Annotated in this window: 21 protein-coding genes and 1 pseudogene; 5 read left to right on the top strand and 17 right to left on the bottom strand. The window is 37.2% G+C overall.

What is annotated here, in order from left to right; translation table 11 throughout:
• Positions 1–102: 102 nt before the first annotated feature.
• The 3 genes and pseudogenes from RT445_RS14780 to RT445_RS14770 form a co-directional block, all read right to left on the bottom strand.
• Positions 103–306: pseudogene (locus RT445_RS14780) on the bottom strand (hypothetical protein); the annotation flags it as partial.
• A gap of 34 nt (positions 307–340) precedes the next feature.
• Positions 341–1870, bottom strand: coding sequence for a DHA2 family efflux MFS transporter permease subunit (locus tag RT445_RS14775; RefSeq protein ID WP_274797224.1), 1530 nt, complete (start codon positions 1868–1870; stop codon positions 341–343).
• Between the two features lie 438 nt (positions 1871–2308).
• Positions 2309–2863 carry a helix-turn-helix domain-containing protein gene (locus RT445_RS14770; protein WP_274797322.1) on the bottom strand — a complete coding sequence of 185 codons (555 nt, stop codon included), beginning with the start codon at positions 2861–2863 and terminating at the stop codon, positions 2309–2311.
• 143 nt (positions 2864–3006) lie between these two features.
• Here RT445_RS14770 and RT445_RS14765 point away from each other — a divergent pair, with 143 nt between their 5' ends.
• Together RT445_RS14765 and RT445_RS14760 are read left to right on the top strand one after the other, a co-directional pair.
• The gene (locus RT445_RS14765) at positions 3007–4209 is read left to right on the top strand and encodes an MFS transporter (protein ID WP_274797222.1); all 1203 of its coding nucleotides are present in this window, start codon (positions 3007–3009) and stop codon (positions 4207–4209) included.
• Between the two features lie 63 nt (positions 4210–4272).
• On the top strand, positions 4273–4431 hold the full coding sequence (locus tag RT445_RS14760) for a hypothetical protein (RefSeq protein ID WP_313470781.1): 159 nt from the start codon (positions 4273–4275) through the stop codon (positions 4429–4431).
• 310 nt (positions 4432–4741) lie between these two features.
• On the opposite strand, the gene RT445_RS14755 is transcribed toward RT445_RS14760, so the two are convergent.
• Positions 4742–5623 carry a GNAT family N-acetyltransferase gene (locus tag RT445_RS14755; protein WP_274797219.1) on the bottom strand — a complete coding sequence of 294 codons (882 nt, stop codon included), beginning with the start codon at positions 5621–5623 and terminating at the stop codon, positions 4742–4744.
• Positions 5624–6068: 445 nt separating this feature from the next.
• On the opposite strand from RT445_RS14755, the gene RT445_RS14750 reads away from it, so the two are divergent.
• The 3 genes from RT445_RS14750 to RT445_RS14740 are packed head-to-tail and all read left to right on the top strand — an operon-like array spanning position 6069 to position 9839.
• Complete coding sequence (locus tag RT445_RS14750; protein WP_313470780.1) at positions 6069–7589, top strand: spore germination protein; 1521 nt, start codon at positions 6069–6071, stop codon at positions 7587–7589.
• 17 nt (positions 7590–7606) lie between these two features.
• Positions 7607–8728 (top strand): GerAB/ArcD/ProY family transporter, encoded by a 1122-nt coding sequence (locus RT445_RS14745; protein ID WP_274797217.1) that lies wholly within the window; start codon positions 7607–7609, stop codon positions 8726–8728.
• Positions 8715–9839 carry a Ger(x)C family spore germination protein gene (locus RT445_RS14740; protein ID WP_313470779.1) on the top strand — a complete coding sequence of 375 codons (1125 nt, stop codon included), beginning with the start codon at positions 8715–8717 and terminating at the stop codon, positions 9837–9839. The genes RT445_RS14745 and RT445_RS14740 overlap by 14 nt, the downstream gene beginning before the upstream one ends.
• Positions 9840–9841: 2 nt before the next feature.
• Here the strand turns inward: RT445_RS14740 and RT445_RS14735 are convergent, their stop codons facing one another.
• The 13 genes from RT445_RS14735 to RT445_RS14675 all read right to left on the bottom strand — a co-directional run bounded on the left by RT445_RS14735 (position 9842) and on the right by RT445_RS14675 (position 22793).
• Positions 9842–10792, bottom strand: coding sequence for a nucleoside hydrolase (locus tag RT445_RS14735; RefSeq protein ID WP_274797215.1), 951 nt, complete (start codon positions 10790–10792; stop codon positions 9842–9844).
• 160 nt (positions 10793–10952) lie between these two features.
• The gene (locus tag RT445_RS14730) at positions 10953–14123 is read right to left on the bottom strand and encodes an ATP-binding cassette domain-containing protein (RefSeq protein ID WP_313470778.1); all 3171 of its coding nucleotides are present in this window, start codon (positions 14121–14123) and stop codon (positions 10953–10955) included.
• Between the two features lie 103 nt (positions 14124–14226).
• The gene (locus RT445_RS14725) at positions 14227–14637 is read right to left on the bottom strand and encodes an SRPBCC family protein (RefSeq protein WP_274797213.1); all 411 of its coding nucleotides are present in this window, start codon (positions 14635–14637) and stop codon (positions 14227–14229) included.
• Positions 14634–14960: an ArsR/SmtB family transcription factor gene (locus RT445_RS14720; RefSeq protein WP_313470777.1), complete on the bottom strand. Its 327-nt coding sequence runs from the start codon at positions 14958–14960 to the stop codon at positions 14634–14636. The genes RT445_RS14725 and RT445_RS14720 overlap by 4 nt, the downstream gene beginning before the upstream one ends.
• Positions 14961–15119: 159 nt before the next feature.
• A complete protein-coding gene (locus RT445_RS14715) occupies positions 15120–15365 on the bottom strand; it encodes a hypothetical protein (protein ID WP_274797210.1) in 246 nt (81 codons plus the stop codon).
• 25 nt (positions 15366–15390) lie between these two features.
• Positions 15391–15714 carry an ArsR/SmtB family transcription factor gene (locus RT445_RS14710; protein WP_274797209.1) on the bottom strand — a complete coding sequence of 108 codons (324 nt, stop codon included), beginning with the start codon at positions 15712–15714 and terminating at the stop codon, positions 15391–15393.
• A gap of 102 nt (positions 15715–15816) precedes the next feature.
• Positions 15817–16503, bottom strand: coding sequence for a Dph6-related ATP pyrophosphatase (locus RT445_RS14705; protein ID WP_274797208.1), 687 nt, complete (start codon positions 16501–16503; stop codon positions 15817–15819).
• 21 nt (positions 16504–16524) lie between these two features.
• Complete coding sequence (locus tag RT445_RS14700; protein ID WP_313470776.1) at positions 16525–17604, bottom strand: hypothetical protein; 1080 nt, start codon at positions 17602–17604, stop codon at positions 16525–16527.
• A 140-nt stretch (positions 17605–17744) separates the two neighbouring features.
• Entirely contained in the window at positions 17745–19181 is a 1437-nt protein-coding gene (gene proS, locus RT445_RS14695) for a proline--tRNA ligase (protein WP_274797206.1), read from the bottom strand.
• Between the two features lie 339 nt (positions 19182–19520).
• Positions 19521–21227: a putative bifunctional diguanylate cyclase/phosphodiesterase gene (locus tag RT445_RS14690; RefSeq protein WP_274797204.1), complete on the bottom strand. Its 1707-nt coding sequence runs from the start codon at positions 21225–21227 to the stop codon at positions 19521–19523.
• Between the two features lie 355 nt (positions 21228–21582).
• Positions 21583–21753 carry a transcriptional regulator gene (locus RT445_RS14685; protein ID WP_274797202.1) on the bottom strand — a complete coding sequence of 57 codons (171 nt, stop codon included), beginning with the start codon at positions 21751–21753 and terminating at the stop codon, positions 21583–21585.
• Between the two features lie 226 nt (positions 21754–21979).
• Positions 21980–22129 carry a transcriptional regulator gene (locus tag RT445_RS14680; protein WP_274797201.1) on the bottom strand — a complete coding sequence of 50 codons (150 nt, stop codon included), beginning with the start codon at positions 22127–22129 and terminating at the stop codon, positions 21980–21982.
• 163 nt (positions 22130–22292) lie between these two features.
• Positions 22293–22793 (bottom strand): DinB family protein, encoded by a 501-nt coding sequence (locus RT445_RS14675; RefSeq protein ID WP_274797200.1) that lies wholly within the window; start codon positions 22791–22793, stop codon positions 22293–22295.
• Positions 22794–22913: the final 120 nt, after the last annotated feature.

Below are 22913 nucleotides of genomic sequence, written 5' to 3'. Positions count from 1 at the left end.
CCCCAGCGTTTCACGCGTAGAGCAAACCACCAGTTAGACTGGTGGTTCTGATTTACATACTCTCCTCTATTAAAAAAGCCAGCTTGCCTTGTACTGACTTTAAAATCCCCTACCGTTTTGTAGATAGATAGGTAATAAAATTATATCAGCATACATCATCAGCGTGACATTCATATTGATGATCCCAAAGCCAACAGTTGATAAAACTACGCTCACAACATCTAACTTTGTTTTAGCAGTTTCAAAGACATTAATTAAATATTTCATTGCTAATAGAATGATTGAATTGTTCAATAAGAAAAACGGGCATTGCTTTATTCAAGCAATACCCGTTTTCTATTTACTCCGCTAACTGTTTTTCATCAACTTCCCCACCAGTATGAGTTTCATGACTTGGTTTAACTCGCTTAATAAAGAAAGCAAGAATGAGTGCGATGGTCGCAATCAATGTTGATAGGAAGAACGTAAAATTAATACCATGGAGCATGGCTTCATTTAAGATTTGTTGTTTTAATTCGCTAGCAGACTGTGTTGTTGCTTGAGCGGCATTGGCACTCATATTGTTCATTGCGCTCGCAGCTAGCTCCTCTGCCTTAGCTGTTGTTTTATTGTTCATTATGGTAATCAATACGGCAGAACCAATCGCACCTGAAACTTGCTGTAATGTATTGTTCATCGCTGTTCCGTGTGGATTATTATAGGCTGGTAACTGATTTAATCCATTTGTCATAACTGGCATCATAACCATGGACATGCCAAACATACGTAAAGTATAGAGTATTACTAGTGTTGAATAAGCCGTATCCATGCTAATTTTGCTGAAGTAATACGTTGTCACAATGGTAATAATTAAGCCAAAGACAGCCAAGCTTCTAGCACCGTATTTATCAAAGAGTTTCCCAGTAATTGGTGACATAATCCCCATCACAATCGCACCAGGTAGCATAAGTAGACCAGAATCCATTGGTGAAATACCACGAATCGTTTGGATGTAAATTGGCATCAAAATCATAGCTGAAAACATGGCCACTGAAATAACGATGGAAATGGCTGACGATAAAGCGAACATTGGATATTTGAAAATACGAAACTCAAGCATTGGCTCATCCATTCGTAGCTGACGAAGGGTGAAGGTAATTAAAGCAAGCGTTCCAATTATAATCGTGCCATATACAAGGACATGATCCCATCCTTTTTCCCCAGCGGAACTAAAGCCATATAGCAAGCCACCAAATCCTATACTTGATAAAATAAGTGAAATAATATCAAGCTTAATCGCACGTTGTGGTGTAACATCCTTTAACTTAAAGGCTGCAAAAATTAAGGTTAAAATAGCAATTGGTAGCACAATATCAAATAACATTCTCCAGCTATAATGTTCAATGATCCAGCCAGAAAGAGTAGGTCCAATCGCTGGAGCAGTAATCATTACGAGACCAAACATCCCCATTGCGGCCCCACGTTTTTCCACTGGAAATGCAGTTAGCATCACATTCATTAATAATGGCATCATAATCGCTGAGCCTGCAGCTTGAATCATTCGTGCCGCTAATAACACACCAAATGCAGGGGCAATACTAGCTAAAAATGTACCTAACGTAAACAAGGCCATCGCTGTCATAAATAATTTTTTATCCGTAAAGCGTTGAATAAAGAAGGCACTCGCTGGGATTAAAATACCGTTTATCAACATATATCCTGTTGAAAGCCATTGTACTGCCGTCGCATTGACTTTGAATTCTTCCATAATAGCAGGAAGAGCAATATTTAGTAGTGTTTCATTCAAAATAGCAACAAAGGCCCCAATAAATAAAATGGCAATCATGCCGTATGGCGTTTTCGTCTGAATAGAAATGTTTTTCTCCGACATGTAAGTATCAGTCCTACTTTCTCTTTTAAAATTTCATTCACATCTTTATGAAGCCTTTCATCGCCTCTAAGTTCATTTACACATTCAAATTGCCTTGTAGATCTACTGTGTGGTTTTTCCTCCAATCTGCTCGTTTGCTCCTGCTGTTTTCATCGCAACCACCCCTCAAAAAATTAATAATAAAAGTGTTGACGAAAGAATAGAGTATATTGTATAATTAGAATAGGGATAATGCGGTGTATAATAATTATACAATGTCTATCCATATAAATTTACCATACTACTTACCATATTTCAATGTGTTTTACATATTTTTTTGTACAAAAAAGTCGATTCCTAAGCTTGAGGAAATCGACTTTTTTCTATATGAATGAAAATCAAGGAATTATAAAAATCGTCCATTACTTGTTAAGTAAGGACGATTTTTTACTTGCCTAACTACGGAGTTGTATACGTTAAAGACAGCATTAAATGGACTTTTTCATTAGAGCGGTTGATGTATGTGTGAAGCTCTTCACCTTTAAATTTGATGACATCCCATTGATTTAACTGATGGCTTTTCTCTCCTACCTTCAGCTCCAACTGTCCATTTAACACGAGCACAATTTCTTCAGAACCAGCTAAGTGGCACTCACTGTACTCGCTATTTGGTTCAAGGCAGCCTCTATACCATTCTGTTCCATGAGTTTTAAAAAGTGGTTCAACAAACCAATCGTTATTATGCCCTGCAAATTGATAGTCTGATCCAAAACGATGAACCTCGATATTTTCTTCAAAAGCTAACAACGAAACAAGTGGAATATTAAGCCCTCTACATATTTTCCATAGAATATTGACAGTGGGATTGGTTTCCCCTCTTTCGATTTTACCTAACGTCAATTTACTGACATTACTTATAGCTGCTAACTCCTCAAGGCTCATTCTTTTATTTTTACGTATTTCCCTTAAATTAACCCCAACTTGACCAGATAAGTCAATATTTTCCTCACTCATCAAGATGCACCCTCCCCATTGACTTTGTATAATTAGTATATTATAGTATACAAGTCGATAAATTATAGTTTACTTTAGTTGATGAAAAGTTAACTATAGTATATCAAATAAGCATTTTTAATTATACAAGGAGATGTACTTCTATGATAGTAAAATCAAAAAATCTATATATGATTTGGAGCGTTTTTTCTTTATTCATTCTATCGATGAATCTAAGAGCTTCCATCACTTCTATCTCACCTGTGCTAAAAAATATTCAGATGGACTTGCACATGTCTAGTGCTGTCGTCAGTTTATTAACTGCCCTACCCGTTTTTTGTATGGGCATTTTTGCACCATTAGCCGGGAAGTTAAGTGAACGCTGGGGCATCGAGCTGACAATTGCTTTTTCAGTTTTATTAATTGGTGTGTCAACAGCATTGCGACTAATCGCATCATCGCCTGTGCTTTTACTAGTAACTGCTATTCTAAGTGGTATAGGCATTGCCATAACAGGGCCATTAATTTCTGGTTACATTAAAAAGCATTTCCCTAGATCTTCATCCTCTATGATTGGGGTTTATTCTGCGGGAATGGGGATCGGGGCGTCACTCAGCGCTGGTTTAGTCGTGCCTGTCATGCACGCTTTTCATCAATCCTGGAACGCAGCTTTAGCGATATGGTCTGTGTTTGCGCTTGCGGGTGTCCTAGTTTGGATTCCCATTATTAAAAAATCAAAACAATCACAGCCAACTAAAAACGAATCTGGAAGTCAAAAAAGTCGATTACCATGGGGAAACCGATATGTATGGCTCCTTATGATCATGTTTGGTTTGCAATCCGGTGTTTATTATTCCCTGGCAACATGGCTCGCTCCGAAAGTACAGGACGTTGGTTATAGTGATGCCTACGCGGCAACAACCGTCACGGTTTTTTCCGTTATGCAAATGATTTGTAGCTTTATTATTCCAATCATTATTAATAATAGTACCAAGAGAAAACCGTGGATGCTGCTTTGTGCATTGAGTTCTTTTACCGGCATTTTCATGTTAATCATTGGCGGAATCTCACCTGTTTTCTGTGCCGCATTAGCTGGGATTGGTGCTGGGGGCTTATTCCCATTAGCCATGATTCTCCCTTTAGATGCAACATCTACACCAAAGGAAGCAAGCGATTGGACAGCCATGATTCAATTCGGAGGCTATATTATAAGTGGGATTATTCCAATGCTCGTGGGGGTCATTAAAGATATAACAAACACCTTTGACGTTGCCCTCATAGCATTATTATTTACTTTGGTAGTTCTGATGTTGCTAACATTAAAAGTGACAACTAAAAAAGAATCAACTATTCAGGTCCTTTCCTAATAGATAAAGAGGGAGTCAAGTTTGTGACTCCCTCTTTTTTATAGTAATGAGGAGCTTGGATTCTTGTTAGAAGTGATCCTTTTTTATGCCAAAGCGCTCGTATCTATGCCTGAAGCGCTCCTTTTTCATGTCAAAGCGATCGAAACTCTGCTTGAAGTGATCCAATTTCATCACAAAGCGCTCGAAACTACGCTTGAAGTGATCATTTTTATTGCAAAGTGATCGTATCGCTGCTTGAAGTGATCCAATTTCATCACAAAGCGCTCATATCGCTGCCTGAAGCGCTCCTTTTTCATGCCAAAGCGCTCGTATCTATGCCCGAAGTGCTCCTTTTTCATGCCAAAGCGTTCATATCTATGCCCGAAGCGCTCCAATTTGATACAAAAGCGATCGAAACTCTGCTCGAAGTGATCCAATTTCATCACAAAGTGCTCATATCCACGCTCGAAGCGCTCCAATTTGTTACAAAAGCGCTCATCTCGCTACTGAAGTGATCAAAATCCCCTTCAGTAGCGATTACCCCCTCCCTCACTTAACTATGCGATGTTAGAGGGAACATAAAATTTCCTTCTAGTAGTGGTTTTTTCGAGAGGACAAATAGGGCATCGTCATCATTTGGTATGATGGTTGCTGTCATGCCCTCGAGGGTGAAGTCAGGGGTGAAATAGAATACTACTTTTTTTGTAGTGTCTTTAACAACGCTTGCTAACACAGTCTCCGCATCGAATGGCCGTATGGAGATGATATCGTAAATATTTATAACGCCACCGTCTTCTTCCATTAACACAATTGTTTCTAAGTCTTCTAGATAGTAAATGGCATCATGAAATACGATGGTGAAATAAAACATTAATAGGGTTTCGTTCTGTTCGACATCAATAATACTAGAATTGACTTGACGATTTTTCGCATAGTTTTCTAGAATGACAAGATCCTGTTCAATTGTTAGTCGCTGTAAGGTAGCATTGTTCGGTTGAATAGTTTTTTTTGTGAGATCTAAGCTAAATTCACTTTCATGAATCCGTGTAAAGCCGAACTTTGGATAAAAATCCAATACAGTGTTATTGGCAAAAAGATACATGACATCACAGATATCTTCGTATTTATTGAGAATCTCCTGCATCAACTGCTTAGATAAACCCTGATTACGATAGTTTTCGTCGGTCATGACTGTACCGATTTGAATGCCGTTTAGTCGCTCACCATTGATTACTAACGACATTGTACTAATCGAGGCATTGGCAATGACTCTACCTTCCATAACAAATGAGTACGGAATATACTGGTCATTCCAATATCCTTTGTTGTACCAGTCTCGAAAATCTAAACCAAATGTCTTGATTGCTAAATCATTAAAACTTGCCTTTAATTTTTCATCATGACGATAATCAAATACTAGTTCATATTTTTCCACTTCAATTCCCTCCTTTTATTTCACTACGTCCTTTTTGTTGGGAATCATCACCTCCTAAAAACAGAAAAAGACCTTATGAGCACACACTCATAAAGTCCTTGGTTACACAGAAAATAAAGCTAGCTACCAAAATTAGCTAACAGTTTTACTGTGGATTAGACATGATCATGCTTCTCTTCGTTATCGCAAAAGGGCAATACCAAATAAACCCTATAATTTCCTAAAAATTATAGAAATGCCCCACTATTAAATTCCATGGAATTTAATTTGCGATAATCAGTTTTAGCATAATGGTCTAAACTCCGTTCTGTTTTTAAGATACCTATAATACTACCACTTTTTGTTAAATGCTGTCCACTGCAAACTTGCAGAAAAAAGTATAGAATCCCCTTTTAAAGCCTATTCTATAAACGAAGTTAACCATGAAGGGAGCCTTTTATTTAAAATGAAATTTAAACTACCTTTCAATAAAAAACAACCACCACCAACAAAAGAGGCGCCTAAAGAAAACCTAGTAAGGGTTGCTCAAGCGACAGATCATTTTATTCAATCGATTAAAACTGCTACTAATAATCCAGCTGATTTAATTATAAAATCTATTCCACCAAATCTTACCCTTATTTATATTGAAAATTTAGTCGATAACCAAACGTTAAATAATGATATTATAGCAATTTTACAGAATCATCCATATGAAAAACCGGAGGATATTGAGATTTCTCTTTCTGTTCCTGAAGTGAATGAAACCAGTTTACTTAGGGAAACTGTAAAATCCATGGTCAATGGATCTGTTTTGATTCATGTCGATGGCTACTCTAATGTTCTATTGGTTGATATTGCTACAAGGGAATCTAGAGCATTATCAGCGCCTGAAAATGAATCACAGGTAATTGGCACACAGGTTGGATTTAATGAAAGCCTAGCTACAAATATTTCGTTAATTCGTCGCTACATAGTGAGTCCTGAGCTTTGTAATGAAAAGCTTAAAATTGGCAGGCGGACGAATACATCAGTTTCCATTTTATATATGAGTGGTATTGCCTCCGATCAAATGGTTAATACATTGCGTCAACGAATATCAGACCTTGATATTGATCAGTTATTAGATAGCGCAGTTTTGGCAGAAATGATTGATGATAATTCGTTATCAGTCTTCCCACAAATGCTTATGACTGAAAGGCCAGATAGATTATGCGATGCTCTTTTGGATGGCAAAGTGGGTGTTCTTGTAGATGGCAGCTCCATGGCTATTGTTTGTCCACAATCATTTACAGAGTTTTTCCAAAGTCAGGAAGATCAAAACTTAAGATGGCAAATTGCCACTTTTCTAAGATTATTACGTTTAGCTGCCTTCTTTATATCCGTCTATTTAACACCATTTTATGTAGCAGCTGTAACCTTTCATTATGAAGTCATACCACAAGCTTTTTTAGTACCTTTAAGTGAATCAAGGGCGTTAGTACCTTTTCCACCGATATTTGAGGCATTGCTGCTGGAATTTATTATTGAGTTGCTGAGAGAAGCGGGAGCAAGATTGCCCACGAAAATCGGCCAAACAATTGGTATCGTAGGCGGTATTGTAATTGGTACTGCAGCCGTACAAGCTGGTATTACAAGTAATATATTACTGATCATTATTGCTTTAAGTGCTCTGGCTTCTTTCACGTCACCTAGTTATATGATGGGGAACGTTATTCGTCTTATTCGCTTCCCAATTATTATACTAGCAGGATTCTGGGGCTTTTATGGTATCATGTTGGCTTTCTGTTTTATTCTTATTCATCTAATACGCCAGACAAGTTTGGGTGCTCCGTATATGTCTCCATTCTATCCACCTAGAATGAAAGAAATTCGAGATAGCATCATCAGAATGCCTGTACCTTTAACAGCGAAAAGACCTGCTTTAACTAGACCAAAAGATGAAAATAAATTTGAGCCTCAACCTGTAAAACCGGAAAAAAGTTGAAATGAAGGTGAAGTAAAATGACAAAACCTATACAACTTAGCCCTAAAGATATGATTAGCGCTTATTTACTGTTTTTTGTCATACATGGCGCACAAGTTGGGGTTGGTATACAGGGATTTCAACGAATTGTCTATCAAGATGCTAGACAAGACGCATGGATTTCAGTTTTACTAGCAGGGATTGCCTCTCATATCGTCGCATTTTTTATGATTAAAACATTAGAGATTTATGGCTCCAATGATTTATATGGCATTCAACAAGATATCTTTGGCAAATGGATAGGCAATTTATTCAATGCCATGTATGTATTATATTGCTCGGTAGCATTCTTTTCCGTTTTACGAAATTATATTGAAGTAATCCAAGTGTGGTTGTTTCCTGGAATAGGGACATGGTTTCTGTCAGCAACTTTACTCATTGTCGTTATTTATGCATTTACTGGAGGGCTACGCGTAATTGTAGGTCTGGCCTTTTTTAGTATTATACTTTCCTTATGGATTTTTCCTATGTTGGCTTTTCCTTTGAAGTATTCAGTAGCAGAAAGTTTATTACCGGTTCTGGAAAATGACTTTCGTTCGATTTTAAAAGGTACCTTTTCAATGACTTTCACTATTATTGGCTTTGAGGTCTTAAACGTTATTTATCCCTTTGTAAAAGAAAAGAAAAATGTTCAAAAACATGTTCATTTAGGTTTGCTGTTTACAACCTTTATCTATTTATCCGTCATGCTGGTGTCAATTACCTATTATAGTGAAGGTAAATTATTAAAAACGATATGGGCCACATTAACATTATTTAGTTTTATTAGCTTTCCTTTTATTGAGCGCTTTGAATTTATCGCCGTTTGTTATTGGATGTTAATCATTTTGCCGAATATGTGTCTTTATTTATGGGCTGCTTACCGAGGGGCTATTCGTTTAGTCAATATAAGCGGGACAAAGTTTGTTTGGTTACTCTCTTTCTTTGTGTTTATCGGTACATTAATCATACAAACACGTACTCAGATTAATACGATTAATACGATTTTTGGGCATGTGGCATTTTACGTAATCTTTGTTTACCCTATTTTGCTATGGATGCTTGCCGTGCTGAAAAAGAACTTCACATCAAAGAAGGTGAAAAAAGATGAACAAACTTAAATGCTATTTTATTGTTTTTATATCATTTATTTTTTTATATGGATGTGTGCAGACAAATATATTAGATAAAATAGGATTAACTACATTGATTGGTTATGATAAAGGAACTGAAGAAAAAATTGCGACGACAGCCGTTATACGTGAAGTAAATCCAGAATTTCAAAGTAATGTAGAAGTTTTAACAACCGAAAATGAAACAAGTAAAGGAAATCGTATGGAGGCGAATCGCAGGCTTTCAAAAAAAATCATGGTCGGTCAAATGAGGGTTGTTTTGTTTGGTGACGATTTAGCAAAAGAAAGTTTGCACTATTATATAGATACAAACCTAGAAAACGCTAGTGTTAGTAATAGTGTCTATATGGCTGTGGTAGAGGGTAAAACATCCTCATTATTGAGCTACGAATACAAAGATATCGAGGATATTGGCCAACATATATTTCGTTTAATCGAACAAAATGTGAGACAGGAATATATGATTTCGGCTACACTCCATCAAATCGCACATGATTACTATTCATTTGGGAAAGATTTAGCGATGCCAATTATTAAAAGAAATGGCGAGCTTGTTGAATTAAGTGGCGTAGCTCTTTTTAAAGGGAGCAAAATGGTGGGTTCCCTTCCAGCAAACGATAGCTTTTACGTTAAAATTGTCCGAGACACCTTTAAAGTTGGATTGTTTGAAACGATCTTAGACAAAGAGGATATTCCATCTAAAGTTCTTCAAAAACCTGCAGAAAAAATAACTGTGGCCTTTGATGCCATCCATTCAAATAGAAAGATAAAATTAGTGAATGCCGATACACCAGAGTTTGATCTTAACATCGACATTCGGTCAAGAGTTTTAGAGGTATATCCTGATATGAATTTAGGCGACGCGAAGAATGTAAAAATACTACAGGATGCAATCGAGAAAAAACTAACAAAGGAAATTGAAAGAGTAATCGCGCATAGTCAGGAAGTCGAATCGGATATTTTTGGCTTTGGCGAGAAATATAGAAGTTCTGTGAGACATTCTAAGCTGACAAAAGAAAAATGGCATAAAATGTATAAAGATATGAAAGTGAATGTCAATGTTAAATTTGTGATCCTACGAGATGGGGTTTTTGAATAGGCTCAAACTAATTGACCTGTCATGATAGACAAAAAGTTATGAAAGAACTTGTCATAATGAATATCAAAGGCAATACGATGTCTTTTTGCTCCATTGTTACCATTTTCATATGGCCGTGTTTCGGCAATACTTTGCCCTCTTGCCGGACCTTCAAGTTTATCCACAATGATGACCGGATAGGACTCATAGATAAACATGTCAGGATAAATTGTTGCCATCAACGTTAATGCATCATGTACGGGGCTTCCTAATAAAGAAGGGTCCCGTTCTTGATAAAAACGAGTATAGTAGTCCATTAATGGTTTAAGGATTTTTGTTTGCCCAAATGAATCAATATAGTCCACCATCCCTGGTGTAACAATTGCCTTTTGTGTGGCATTCAATGGAATGATTGTTACATTCGTTGCGTAGGTTAGCACAATTTTCACAGCAAACGGATCACCATGAAAATTCGCTTCTGCCACTGTAGTGACATTTCCAGGAACCCAAAACGCACCACCCATAATATAATATTCCTTGATATTTTTCATTAGGTCATTGTAAAGGATAAACATTGTAGCTAGTGAGGTTAACCGACCAATATTGACAATAATAAGCTCCTCATCCTTATACCTTTCAATTATATTGACAATTTCAAAAAAGTTTTCAATTTTTAATTCGTGATCGTCATTTGGTACAATAGGTCCCAGCCCTCGTTGTCCGTGAATCTCTGGGTAGTAAGTGGGTTGTTCCCCCGTTAAAGGAACCTCTGCTCCCAAAATAACGGGAATACCCTGTGGGAAATCGAATAATTTCATCACATAATAAATATTGGACACCGCATCTTCTCGCGAGACATTTCCGTAGTCTGCAACTAAGCCCACAATTTCTATTTCTTTATTTAGCCTTGCATAAATTAAGGCAACCGTATCATCAATGCCAATATCTCCAAATAACAGTACTTTTTTGACCAAAGAATAACCTCCCTTTTACTGCCAATCCAGCTACCTTTATAGTACGATTAAAATGGCAAAGACGACACTGAATGTTAACTTTTTTGGAAAAATTAGTGTGATTAATCAAATGAAGTAAACCCACTTGCTGCGCGCAAATGGGTTTTCTAACAAGTTGAGCTTAGTTATTATGTTGTAAGTATTGATAGACCGCCATCATTTCTTGTTTATTTAACTCACGAATGCGATTGAAAATTGGAATATGAGCAACAGCCTCAAGATGAGAACCTTCTTTTACCACATCCCTTACCTTTCCTGTTAGCCAAGTTTGTACAGCAATACCATCGACGATTTGCTGACGCCCCTCTTCATTAATACCACTTGCACCACAGCTAACACAAGGGACGGTTAATTTGTAGACGCCATCATGTAGACCATCCTCTGAAAGAACCTTTTTCCCTTTACAGAATGGGCAAGTATGATTTGCTTTAACTTTGTTGATTTGAGTGACGATTTTTTTGTAGCCAAACGCCTCATATACATAGGTAAGTTTTTTGTATTTGCCATTCGTAAAATACTGGTCGATTATTGCTTCTCTCGTCTCGTAAATATTAGCAAAATCACAGATCGTTACTTGATTTTTACGGCTAATAACGTCTAAATTGCTTTCGATTTTTTCCCAGAATGGTAAAGCGTTTTGCAGAACGATTTCATACCCTACAAAGCTTGCAAGGTCCAATTCCAGCATTTTCAACGCTACTTGCGTTTCTCTTGGCAACAAGGAGACATCTTGGAGTAACGACATATCTCCACCAACGATTGCTTTCATTTTTTCTAATTGTGGTAAGCTCCCTACAATTTTAATGACTTCATCTAGTGACTGATGGATTAAGTCTCGGATATCTGTGTCCCCAAATCGTAATTTCTTCTGATGATTAAGCACTGTGCCATGACAGATTGGGCAAGGCACCATTTTTCTTGTTTCTTTCATTTGCTCTTTTATCTTAGATTTCGAAATGACAATATAGCGGCCAATGATTAAATTAAAGCCCTCCCATTTTTTCGAGGATTTCGTTGTCTTATCATAAAAAGATTGATCCCAATAGCCATATAAAAATGTATGTTTTTCTTCTTCTGTCATTTCATTGTAGCTTTTACTTATATCCTGGCCAAGTTCATTTTTAATCTCTTCAAAGATGAATTCTAATTTTGAATGTTGGTAGTATTTTAAGACATCCATCACATCTGGATGTAATAAACCGTCCCAAAATGGCACATTTTTATTTTGTACTACGATATCAAAATCGAATTTTTCTATTTCTAATCGCCCCGAACAGCTTGGACAGTGATTTTCTTGGCTAAAGAAATCAAAGCTTCTTGTATCCTTATTCGTTGGATGTGAAGCGACAATATGGTTGATAAGCCCCCCAATTTCATAGAGAAAACTATATTGGCTATATAAATGTCGCTCTAGATCAATAGCAATGACTGGGGCAATCCTGTTCGATTCGTAATCACTGTATATAAGTCGAGCCATAGAGGATAGGCTTTTTAAGATTCCCCCTTTATAAATATTTTCCGCCATTTTAAAATAGCTAATCTGATGGTCTTCTAAGTATTGAATGCCATTTCTAGAATCAAGTGTTGACGCAATGTGTAAAGGAGCTATGTTTTGTGAATGCTTCTCTTGATTAAAATAGTCTTCTTGACTGACCACCTCAAGATGTGTCACAGGCTCCTGCTGTCTTTTCCCAAAATCAATGATAAAATCTGAGCTTTCGAGCATATAGGCATTGTGCTCAATCATGATGATGGAAATGGATTCATCTTCAAGGATGTCCCTTACACTATCAATGAACTGATTTAAAATATTTTGAGATAACCCTTTAGACGGCTCGTCAAAAATAAATAGTGTATGTGGGTTTCGAGAATTCGCAAATAACTCTGAGACAAGATGTACACATTGGAATTCACCAGTAGAAAGGGATTGTGTCTTTCTTTCCAATGTTAAATAGCCAAGTCCTAATTTTATCAGCAAGCTTAACCGCTTATGGGCGATGTCTTCATTAGGGAGTTCATCAATGATATCCTCAATCGAACGTTGAAAAATATCTTCAATCTCCTCACTATATTTTGTTAATTTCCTTTTAATATCGAGGAATGTTGCGACAGTAGATCGACTTGTAATGGATTGATTACGATCTTGTCCAACCATCACAAGTTTATCCTTTGGATAGCGTTTAACAAAATCTTTCGCGATACATTCATTGACAAGTGTTGATTTTCCACAACCAGATTCCCCTGTAAAAGTAACAAGTCGATTTTTAGGAATTTCTATTCTGTCCATTTGGATATTCCGACAATGGAGTTCTTGGAATTGGTAGTAGGTAGTGGGCATTACCTGATTTCGTTTCCAATAAATTGGCTGTGGTCGAGGGGACTCGTCTACAATTTTCCCACCGTATTTCCCACTACCTGGTCCGAAGAATAAAGGCTTGTCTGCAGTGTCGAGCACAGTATCTGAATGATCGATAAGCCAAATTTGATTTTTATAGCCCAGTTGTTGAATTTGCTCCAATATTTTTAATAACGTATCATGGTCCAAACCAACCGATATTTCATCGACAATGATGACTGTATTTTCGCTCGTTGCCATGAATTCAGCTAAGTAAAGTCGAGTTAATTCCCCACCTGATAAAGTCCCCATAATACGATTCAATGTTAAGTAGCCAATGTTCATTTGAATGATATTTTGAAGTATATGCTGTTTTTCTTCGCTAATTGTTAATTCATTTGATAAAGAATAGATAGCCTCGATGCTTAAATTATGAATATCAGAAATGCTATAGGGTTCATTCCATAAAGTTAGTCGATGTTGCTCCACTTCTGGATTATAGCGTTTACCCTGACATTTTTTACACTCTACATTTTTCGTCGTGCCTCGTCCTTTACATGCAGGACACCAGCCTAAAGCGTTATTAAAGGAAAAAACCTCTGGAGACAGCTGAAATTCTTCTGCGTAACGATCACGTATTTCTTTAAAAACACCTGTATGTGTACCAATTGTTGAACGAGGATTTGTAGAGATAGATGATTTCCCTAGGAAAAGAACTAATGGCATGTCCTCCATTTGAATCGCACTGAAGTTCGTTTCCATAATGTTTGGAAACAAATATTGATATTCAGACTTAGGTAATAAAGAAACGAGACGTTTTTTGGATTCCTCCCCAATCGTTTGACAAAATGTCGTTTTCCCTGAGCCAGACAACCCTGCAATTCCTAATGATTGATCTTCTGGTAAAACTACATCTAAACGGTTGATATTATTGGCAATGAGTTGATTGATCTTCATGTCGTGATCCTTTCGTGTGTATTAGGCTTGTTAGAAAATGAAAGAACACAATTCTTGCTAAGGAATTGCGTTCTTCATTGTAAGGTTATTTGAATGACGATTATTAGGCTAATACTTTTTCAAGCTGTGAACCCATATTTGTCCAAGCATATTTAGCCCCTTCAATAGCTCCTTGACGAGCTTTTGTTTCTTCACTAAATCCACTTTGGTCGAGGTGAAGCTGTGTAGTTCCATCAGATTGTTCTGTAAGTGTCCAAGTTACTGTTGTTGTTTCGCCAGCACTAGACCACGTGTATGATAATTTATGAGGCTCTTCAACTGCAAGTACTTCACAATTTACAATACCATCCCACCATTCATTTGGCTCAGCACGGAATTGAAATTGATGGCCGACGATTGGCTGAAAATCATTGCTCCAAATCCATTTTGCAAGCGTCTCTGGATCTGTTAACGCATGCCACACTTTTTCGATGGAACTTGTAAATTTAAAATCTAATGATACATCTGGTTTCATTTGTTTTCCTCCAATAAAAGATGTAGTTTTGATATTCTTTCTTTCCAAAATCCTTCATAAAACGAGACCCAATCTTGTATTTCTTTCAATGGTGCTGCATTCAGCCGATACCTGGTCTCTCTACCTTCCTTGCGAGCCATAACAAGACCTGCATCTTTGAGGATGGCCAAATGTTTCGATACGGCAGTACGCCCCATGTCAAATTGAGCGGTTAATTCGTGAAGTGGTAACTCATCTACCTCTGCCAACAAACGAATTAATTTTCGTCTTGTCGGATCAGCAATGGCTACATAGACGTCACGCTCTTGATGATTGTTACTCAAAACCACCACCCTTTCTAATAGGACACTGATTGGTGTCTTAATTATATGACACCAATTAGTGTCCAGTCAAATGTTATTTTAGACAATATCGAATTGTTTTTATACCCTCTTAAAAGAAAAATTGAATTAAAAAAGTACAGAGGTAAGAACCTTTGTACTTTAATCAATTTGTTTTAGGATATTTTCAATATTTGTTAAACGGTTATTAATTTCCTGAATTTGCAGTTGTTGCAAATGGGCTGTTTCTTTATCTAATGTTAAACGTTCCTCTGCACGACGTTCCATACGACGGATAACGCTTATTACAAAGACAAAAATAATAACAAGAACAATCAGTGGCAGCAAAGCAAAGAATGCCGAAAAGATTGAAATGGACATGGACGACATTTCATCAACTCCCTTCATAATTAGTAAACCATCTAAAACAATGTTATTCCTTTCTTTTTTTATCCGTTATGCCGCTAGCAACTTGGGCAATGAAATCGGCATTTAATGTAATGCTAAAAGGGTTTAGCGTGTAATACTTCATCGTTTTGCCACTTTCAGAAACTTCGTGATAGCCATTAATTAAGTTAGCTTCTTCTAATTTTTGTAAATGTAAGTATAGTAATGGTCTACTGATTGCTAACTCTCTTGCAAGTTGACTAACATATCGCTTTTCTTGATGGAGAATAGCAATAATTTTTAAACGATAAGGATTTGACAGAGCACCCAATACTGTTAACAGTTCATCACCTTTTAGTATATCTTTCATATGTAATAATTTTATTACACATGAAACAAAATGACAAGTTGAGGTAAAAAAACCTTTAATGTAATGAATTGGTCATCACATTAAAGGTTTTCTTGAGTGATTTTACGCAAGTTCTAAAGGTAGAAATGCATAGTCTCCGTCTCGTACAATTGAGCATTTCCGAACATGAATAGGCTGCTTAAAAAGTGGTCCATCGATGACAGTTGTATGGAATTCTCCACCCTCCCCACAAGGGTCAATGCCGCGGGCTTCAAGCTCCTGTACATATTCGTAGGTAAGTGTTCTTCCTAAATCTTCTTCGGTCATACCTAAGGATAAGTTGACCGTGACAATCATCGTGATAAATCCTAAGTTAATAAATTCATCGACAGCTTGACGATGGTTCATCTCCCACAAAGGCATACCCAGCTTTAATCCTGCCTTTTTTGTCACCTGATCATGCCAGCAGCCATGTTCAGGCATGTCTAAATCTCCTGTCACTAATACCTCTGCCCCTTGATTTTTTGCATTTTCTAAAAGACCAATGAACACATGCTCATATTCTGCCCAACTTGCTGCAGCCGTATAGACAGGTAATCCGATCGAGTCTGCTTGTGCCTGGATAAGCTCTGGTGGCATCCCATGGGACCTTGAGCGTTGCCCTTCTTCCTCAAGCATCACGATAAGACCTATTGCTTGACCTACCTGCGATGCTTTATATAAAGCTAAGACACTATCCTTTCCACCACTAAATGAAGCAATAAATCGATGATCTTGCGCATTATTTTTCCAGCCTGTTGTTTCTGTCATATTACTTTTCTCCCTTTACTATCAATCAAGATATATTCTTTTAGCTTCCTCGTCGAAAAACTGCGTAATTTTCGGATAGTTGTTGATGTCGATATTGGATTGCCTCATGATTTTCTGCAAAAAAATAGTATCAGCAAACATTTTATTGAGTATAAATTTACATAATAATGGGTTGTCTTGAAAATACTCAACTAACGCTTGGAGTTCATCAAAATGAAAATTCAAAATATAAATGGCGTAATTTTGTAATAACATACTCATACAATGCTCTCGGTAAGGATTGGACAGCTCCTCTAACAGCATGTTGTTTAGCAATTGAAAGAATGCTAATTTATTTTCCTTATACATATGTAAAAAGTGGTCCACATCATTAATTAACCGGATGATTTCCTCAAGCCCTTCTTCTTGAGGCATCGCAAGCTTATGCGATTTCCCCTCTAATGTTTTTAAGAGCTCTAACGTAAGATGCTTACAAGCGTTTATTTCCTCAGGCGCAAACACTAATGAATCCTGATAGTTGTGGGCGTGCTCAAAAAAATAATCATGGTAAAAAGAAAGATATTGCTCCAGACGAATATTCGTTTTTGCATGTACTATCGATTGGTCTTGGAATGAAAAGGCGTAAAGCGTCTCCTCGTTCACTGGATGAGCATACAAAAAGAAAAAGAACAAGAAATCTTTTAATTGTTGCTTTTGCTCTTCGTTTAACATTGTCATATACGATAGTTGAGCTAGTTGGAAGAAACAATAATTTTTCATCCGGTCATTCATTGTATTATATGGATGACGAGGAATAATCCTTGTAGTTGAATTAATGGTATAGTGTACATAGTAAAATACTTGCTCATCGAAAACATCGAGCTGATGGAAATACGATGAAAGTATAGGTTTCCCATTTGGTGGATCACCGTACTGTGGATCTGGAGGTTGAAGCTCCTCTGCCCACGCCAAAAATGTTTCATGCTCATGAGCACTAAAAAAGAGCTCCGCACTTTGATCTTCTAATACTGCATACTCAAAGTCCTCCATTGGAACAGCTGGTAATCCTCGATTGAATTTGATATTAAGATAGTTATTGAATAATGCTTGTACATTCGCCATGCATGTCCTCATTTCTTTAGGAAATTCAAGTCATAACGTCCTTTATTTTAACATAATCTTGATGAAAACTTAGCTGCTCGAGTAGAATTTCCACTTAACAACAACACCCTCCTACAAAATAGGAGGGTGTTCAAACGATATTAATACGCTTGCGCAAACCAAACTGTATGCTTTGCTTTGTTTCCACAGCCAATACATGTTGTTTTTGTTGTTGGTGGATTGAATGGGATGTTGCGGGATGTGTATTTTGTTTCTTCCTTCACTTTTTCCTCACATGCATCCTCGCCACACCATCCAGCAAGTACCCAGCCTGGAATTGAGCTGTTTTCTTTCGCTGTTTCGATATGCTGCTGAAGTTGTGGAAGTGTATCAATTGTTGTGTGTGCATTTGCTTCACGGAATTGACGGGCTTTTTCCAGTAAACGCGTTTGCATCGTTGTTAGCTCCTCTTCAATAGCTGTGACAATTGTAGGTAAATCGATTGTTCGTTTGTCTTCTTCATCACGCGCTTTCATTAGTGCTTGGTTGTTCTCCAGGTCACGTGGTCCTAATTCAACGCGAACTGGCACCCCTTTTAGCTCCCATTCATTAAACTTAAAGCCTGGTGACTGGTCTGAATCATCCAGACGAACTCGAATTCCTTTCGCTTTTAAGGAAGCAAAGATTTCGTCTAAATGTTCCATAATTTGAGGGTTCTTCTTCCATGGTCCAACTGGAATTAATACTACCTGTGTTGGCGCAATACGAGGAGGTAAAATCAGACCCTGCTCATCGCCATGGACCATAATAACGGAACCAATTAACCGTGTAGACGTACCCCAAGATGTCGTATGAACATATTCATGCTGATTCGCTTTATTCAAATACTTGATGTTAAAGGCTTCAGCAAACTTTGTCCCGAGATAATGCGATGTTCCTGCTTGCACAGCCTTCCCATTTTTCATCATGGCTTCAATGGAATACGTATCGACAGCACCTGCAAAACGTTCTGAAGGCGTTTTTTGACCATCGTAGACAGGAATTGCTAGCACTTGTTCCACTACTTCTTTATAAATGTCGAGCATTTGCATCGTTTCTTTTCGAGCATCCTCTTCATCGACGTGAGCTGTATGTCCTTCTTGCCATAGGAATTCGGATGTGCGAATAAAAGGAAGTGTTTTCTTTTCCCAGCGGAAAACATTTGCCCATTGATTGATAAGCACTGGTAAGTCCCGGTAGCTTTTGATCCAATTGGAGTACAGGTGTCCAATCATTGTTTCAGAGGTTGGTCGAAGCGCTAAGCGTTCCTCTAATTGTTCTCCTGCTGCCTCTGTTACCCATGGAAGCTCAGGTGAAAATCCTTCGATATGATCCTTTTCCTTTTGGAAGAAGGATTCAGGAATAAGCATTGGGAAATAGGCATTACGATGCCCTGTCTCTTTAAAGCGACGATCCATCTCCTCCTGAATATGTTCCCAAATTTCGTAGCCATCTGGTTTAAAGGCAATACATCCACGAACAGGTGTATAATCCATTAAATCCGCCTTTTGAATGGTTTCAATATACCACTTTGAAAAATCTTCTTGTTGTTTTGACATGTGCATTCCTCCATATATTTTTGAAATAAAAAAGCACAAAGCTGTCCTTAAAATAAGGACGTCTTTGTGCTGGATAGACGTGGTACCACCTTGGTTTAGCTTTAAGTTTTCACTTAAAACCCTCTCACGTTTGGTAACGAAAACGACTCGGTTATGTTTGCATAACATCTCCGTGGTAGGTGTTCAGTACAGAAGCGGTGATATAGCTCTCAGCAGTTGCTATATTTTCTGTCTCACAATTCGTACTTACTTGGCCACATCATCAAATTGTATGGTTATTAACAGTTACTTTATCCCACTTTAGCAAAATCATTCAAGAATAGCAATTCATAACTGATTTTATTTTGTGACGGTGTTAACGATTAAATTCGTAAAATCCCCAACAGATAAAGGCTTACTGAAATAATAGCCTTGAACATATTCGCAGCCATGCTCGCGAAGAACGTTTAATTCAGCTTCCTCCTCAACGCCTTCAGCAACTACTTGCAGATTTAAGGCGTGGGCTAAAGAAATCATGGCCGAAATCATAGCGATTCCTGATTTTTCGGGCACGATATCCCGCACAAAAGCACGATCAATTTTAAGTACATCTACAGGGAATTTTTTTAGGTAATTTAACGATGAATAGCCTGTACCGAAATCATCTAGTGATATGGTAATGCCGAGTGCTCGCAATTGTTTAATAGTATCAATTAAGTCTTCCGTATAATCGAGCATACTCATTTCAGTAATTTCAATTTCTAATAAATGAGGGTCAATGCCAGTTTCTGCAATAACCTCCCGCACCATTTCCACAAAGCCATCTGTACTAATATGAATTGGAGAAATATTCACAGCTACGCGTAACGATAAATCATGTGTTTCATTCCACAAACAAGCTTGGGCGGAGGCCTTACGTAATACCCAAACACCAATATCATTTATGAGTCCACAATCTTCAGCAAACGGAATAAAGCGATCTGGTGGAATATGTCCTAATTCAGGATCATACCAGCGCAGCAATGCCTCCATACCAATGACCGTATCTGTTTTCAAATCAATTTTAGGCTGATAGTGCAATTCTAAGCGATCCTGTTTTAGTGCTTGGTGTAATTTTGTTTCTAATAAAAGCCATTTATCATTGGCTTCATCCATATTCTCACGATACAAGCGATATTGGTTACCTCGCGTCGATTTTGCTGCATACATAGCAATATCAGCATTTTTCAATAATTCTTCTACGGAGTTTGCGTGATCTGGGAAGATACTAATGCCGATACTAATACTTGCATAAAATTCATAGGTATCTACGATGAAGCTCTCATGGAAAACGTTAATAATTTCCTTGGCCATTTCTTCAATACGACTCACATCATTTAAAATCATGACAAATTCATCGCTATTATGGCGATAGAAAGAATTAGAGGTAAAATCAATATTTCGTAATCGATTGGACATTTCCACTAAAAACATATCACCGATAATATGCCCAAGCCCGTCATTAATGTGTTTAAAGCGATTTACATCAATGAAAAATAACGCAAATTTTTCTCCTGTACGTCGAGATTGATGAAATTCATTTTCTAAACGCTGTTCTAATTTACGACGATTTGGCAGCCCTGTTAATTCATCGTGATAGGCAATGTGAGTAATTTTTTTGATGTCCTTTTGTGCTGTAATGTCGACTCGAATGGCGATATATTGATAAGGCTTTCCCCTTTCATCTAGGAATGGGAAAATGGTTGTCTTCACCCAATATAAACTGCCGTCTTTCGCACGATTGCACACCTCGCCATTCCACATATCACCTTTACCAATTGTTTTCCACATCTCTCTAAAGAAAGACTTTGGATGAAAACCTGAATTTAGTAAACGGTGATCTTGACCTAATAATTCTTCACGCGTGTACTTCGAAATTTTGCAAAAATGATCGTTCACAAAAGTGATTTTTCCGGTGCGATCTGTTATTGCTACAATGATAGAACTATTCATAGCAGAAAAGATATCTTGTAATTCTTTTAGACTGTAGTTCATTTGATTAATACTACTAGGCGTGATATTCATCATTCTCATTCTCCATTCATTAAAATATGAAGGGTTTGGTACTTTTGCTTTATCTTACAGCGAGGTATAAAGTTGTGGTATATCGCCCTTATTTATGTAATTATATTATAGTCCTAGAAAAGCAGTTAATTCAACCCAAATATCAAAAACAATCAAAGCTCCATTTGATAGTTTTTAATAGAATAGACAAAAATTAGTGATTAATTTTTCCCGAAAATCGTCTAATCATGGCGTTTTTAAATACTTTAGTACTATTAAAAGCACTAACTTTAGGCTATTTATCTTTAAAATGCACATAACTATGTAAATATGCAAAAATACCTTACCGTCCTCCGTAGGCAGTAAGGTATTTTACACGCTAAGAGATCTCATATTCAATTGATCCTCCTGAAGTTTTCGCATGTTGATTGTATGCATCTAACTGCTCTTGGGATAAATTCAACATATAATAGTGAAAATTTATCGGTTCTAAGCCATGCTCCTCACATACTTGTCGATAAAACTCATACCCTTCTCGATAATCTGTCATCCTTCTAACTTCCTTTCACTCTTGCGACTATACTTGATTTATTCATAACTAATATTTTGTTATATAACAGAAATATTATTTTATCAAAAATATATAACAGTGTTATTAACTTGTCAATGAATGATCTGAAATTTCTTGTGAATGACGAAAGCCCAGTCCATTTTGTTTAGTATGGCTGGGCTTTTCATAAAATATTCACGTCGGCTTCCGTCATAACCACGTCCTTTTAAATTCCTAATTGTTTTGCCTGCATATTATAGGCAGAAAGTTGTTGCTGGGATAATTGCAAGACATAATAGCGGAAAGAAATTGGTTCTAACCCATAACGTTCACACATTTCACAATAAAAATCATAGCCATCACGATACTTTGACATCTAAAATTCCTCCTTGAATTCAAACTGTTTTATAACAGTTGTTTTTATTTTTATTTAATATATAACAGATTATGTAGCACGTCAAGAGTTTATAACAGAAAAATTTCATTACAAGAAAAGGAATTCGAGCTCTACGTTGAGTGCCCCAATTCCTTTAATCATTTCATATTGCTCTAACTGTTTCTTGTATTTGCTCGATATGACGCTGTTCGTGCAAATAGACCATTTCAATCCACTGATCCAGTGGCAATTCTCCTAATGCAGGATGCTTCACCGCATGCTTTGCTAATCGTTCGGGTTCTTCGATTGTTTGTAAAAAGGCTAGGAAATTCTTCCTTGTTGTCGCTAGTAAATCCAACATGGCTTCCATCGTAAAAGGCTGTTCCGTAGGTTCAACGATAGTTGGTGCTTGAAATTTCCTTGACCTATCCAAAATAAGCAGTACATCTTTTCGTGCGGGCGATGTTTGCTCTTGTGCTTTTACTCCCCATGCTATGGCTTTTTTCGTTGCTTCCTCCACTAAAACAAGATGATGACAAATTTGTGCTACACTCCAGCTCTGTGCATCCGGTTTAACATTAAAGAGCGTATCATCTAAAGTGTGAATCGTCTGAAGCAGTGCCGTTCGCGTTTCATCAAGATGATCTTTTACAATTGATATCATAAACACCCCATTTCATTTCGTATTCTCTTATATATTCGCTACTGATGGTAGAAAATCATCTTTCCCGTACCATATTAAATGGATTGTTTTCTAGTACATGCTGCAGCTGCTCATCTTCTA

It is taken from the genome of Lysinibacillus sp. (genome assembly GCF_032093475.1).
GTDB classification, from domain to species: Bacteria; Bacillota; Bacilli; order Bacillales_A; family Planococcaceae; genus Lysinibacillus; species Lysinibacillus irui.
This window is presented reverse-complemented; position numbering and strand designations above follow the sequence as displayed.

What these genes read in the sequence shown, in the direction of transcription:
- RT445_RS14770 (WP_274797322.1), bottom strand. Translation starts at nt 2,863, where the DNA reads ATGAGTGAGGAAAATATTGACTTATCTGGTCAAGTTGGGGTTAATTTA.
- RT445_RS14715 (WP_274797210.1), bottom strand. Translation starts at nt 15,365, where the DNA reads ATGAAGGGAGTTGATGAAATGTCGTCCATGTCCATTTCAATCTTTTCG.
- RT445_RS14690 (WP_274797204.1), bottom strand. Translation starts at nt 21,227, where the DNA reads ATGATGAATATCACGCCTAGTAGTATTAATCAAATGAACTACAGTCTA.
- RT445_RS14730 (WP_313470778.1), bottom strand. Translation starts at nt 14,123, where the DNA reads ATGAAGATCAATCAACTCATTGCCAATAATATCAACCGTTTAGATGTA.
- RT445_RS14750 (WP_313470780.1), top strand. Translation starts at nt 6,069, where the DNA reads ATGAAATTTAAACTACCTTTCAATAAAAAACAACCACCACCAACAAAA.
- RT445_RS14775 (WP_274797224.1), bottom strand. Translation starts at nt 1,870, where the DNA reads ATGTCGGAGAAAAACATTTCTATTCAGACGAAAACGCCATACGGCATG.
- RT445_RS14675 (WP_274797200.1), bottom strand. Translation starts at nt 22,793, where the DNA reads ATGATATCAATTGTAAAAGATCATCTTGATGAAACGCGAACGGCACTG.
- RT445_RS14765 (WP_274797222.1), top strand. Translation starts at nt 3,007, where the DNA reads ATGATAGTAAAATCAAAAAATCTATATATGATTTGGAGCGTTTTTTCT.
- RT445_RS14745 (WP_274797217.1), top strand. Translation starts at nt 7,607, where the DNA reads ATGACAAAACCTATACAACTTAGCCCTAAAGATATGATTAGCGCTTAT.
- RT445_RS14725 (WP_274797213.1), bottom strand. Translation starts at nt 14,637, where the DNA reads ATGAAACCAGATGTATCATTAGATTTTAAATTTACAAGTTCCATCGAA.
- RT445_RS14710 (WP_274797209.1), bottom strand. Translation starts at nt 15,714, where the DNA reads ATGAAAGATATACTAAAAGGTGATGAACTGTTAACAGTATTGGGTGCT.
- RT445_RS14700 (WP_313470776.1), bottom strand. Translation starts at nt 17,604, where the DNA reads ATGGCGAATGTACAAGCATTATTCAATAACTATCTTAATATCAAATTC.
- RT445_RS14685 (WP_274797202.1), bottom strand. Translation starts at nt 21,753, where the DNA reads ATGACAGATTATCGAGAAGGGTATGAGTTTTATCGACAAGTATGTGAG.
- RT445_RS14705 (WP_274797208.1), bottom strand. Translation starts at nt 16,503, where the DNA reads ATGACAGAAACAACAGGCTGGAAAAATAATGCGCAAGATCATCGATTT.
- RT445_RS14680 (WP_274797201.1), bottom strand. Translation starts at nt 22,129, where the DNA reads ATGTCAAAGTATCGTGATGGCTATGATTTTTATTGTGAAATGTGTGAA.
- RT445_RS14740 (WP_313470779.1), top strand. Translation starts at nt 8,715, where the DNA reads ATGAACAAACTTAAATGCTATTTTATTGTTTTTATATCATTTATTTTT.
- proS (WP_274797206.1), bottom strand. Translation starts at nt 19,181, where the DNA reads ATGTCAAAACAACAAGAAGATTTTTCAAAGTGGTATATTGAAACCATT.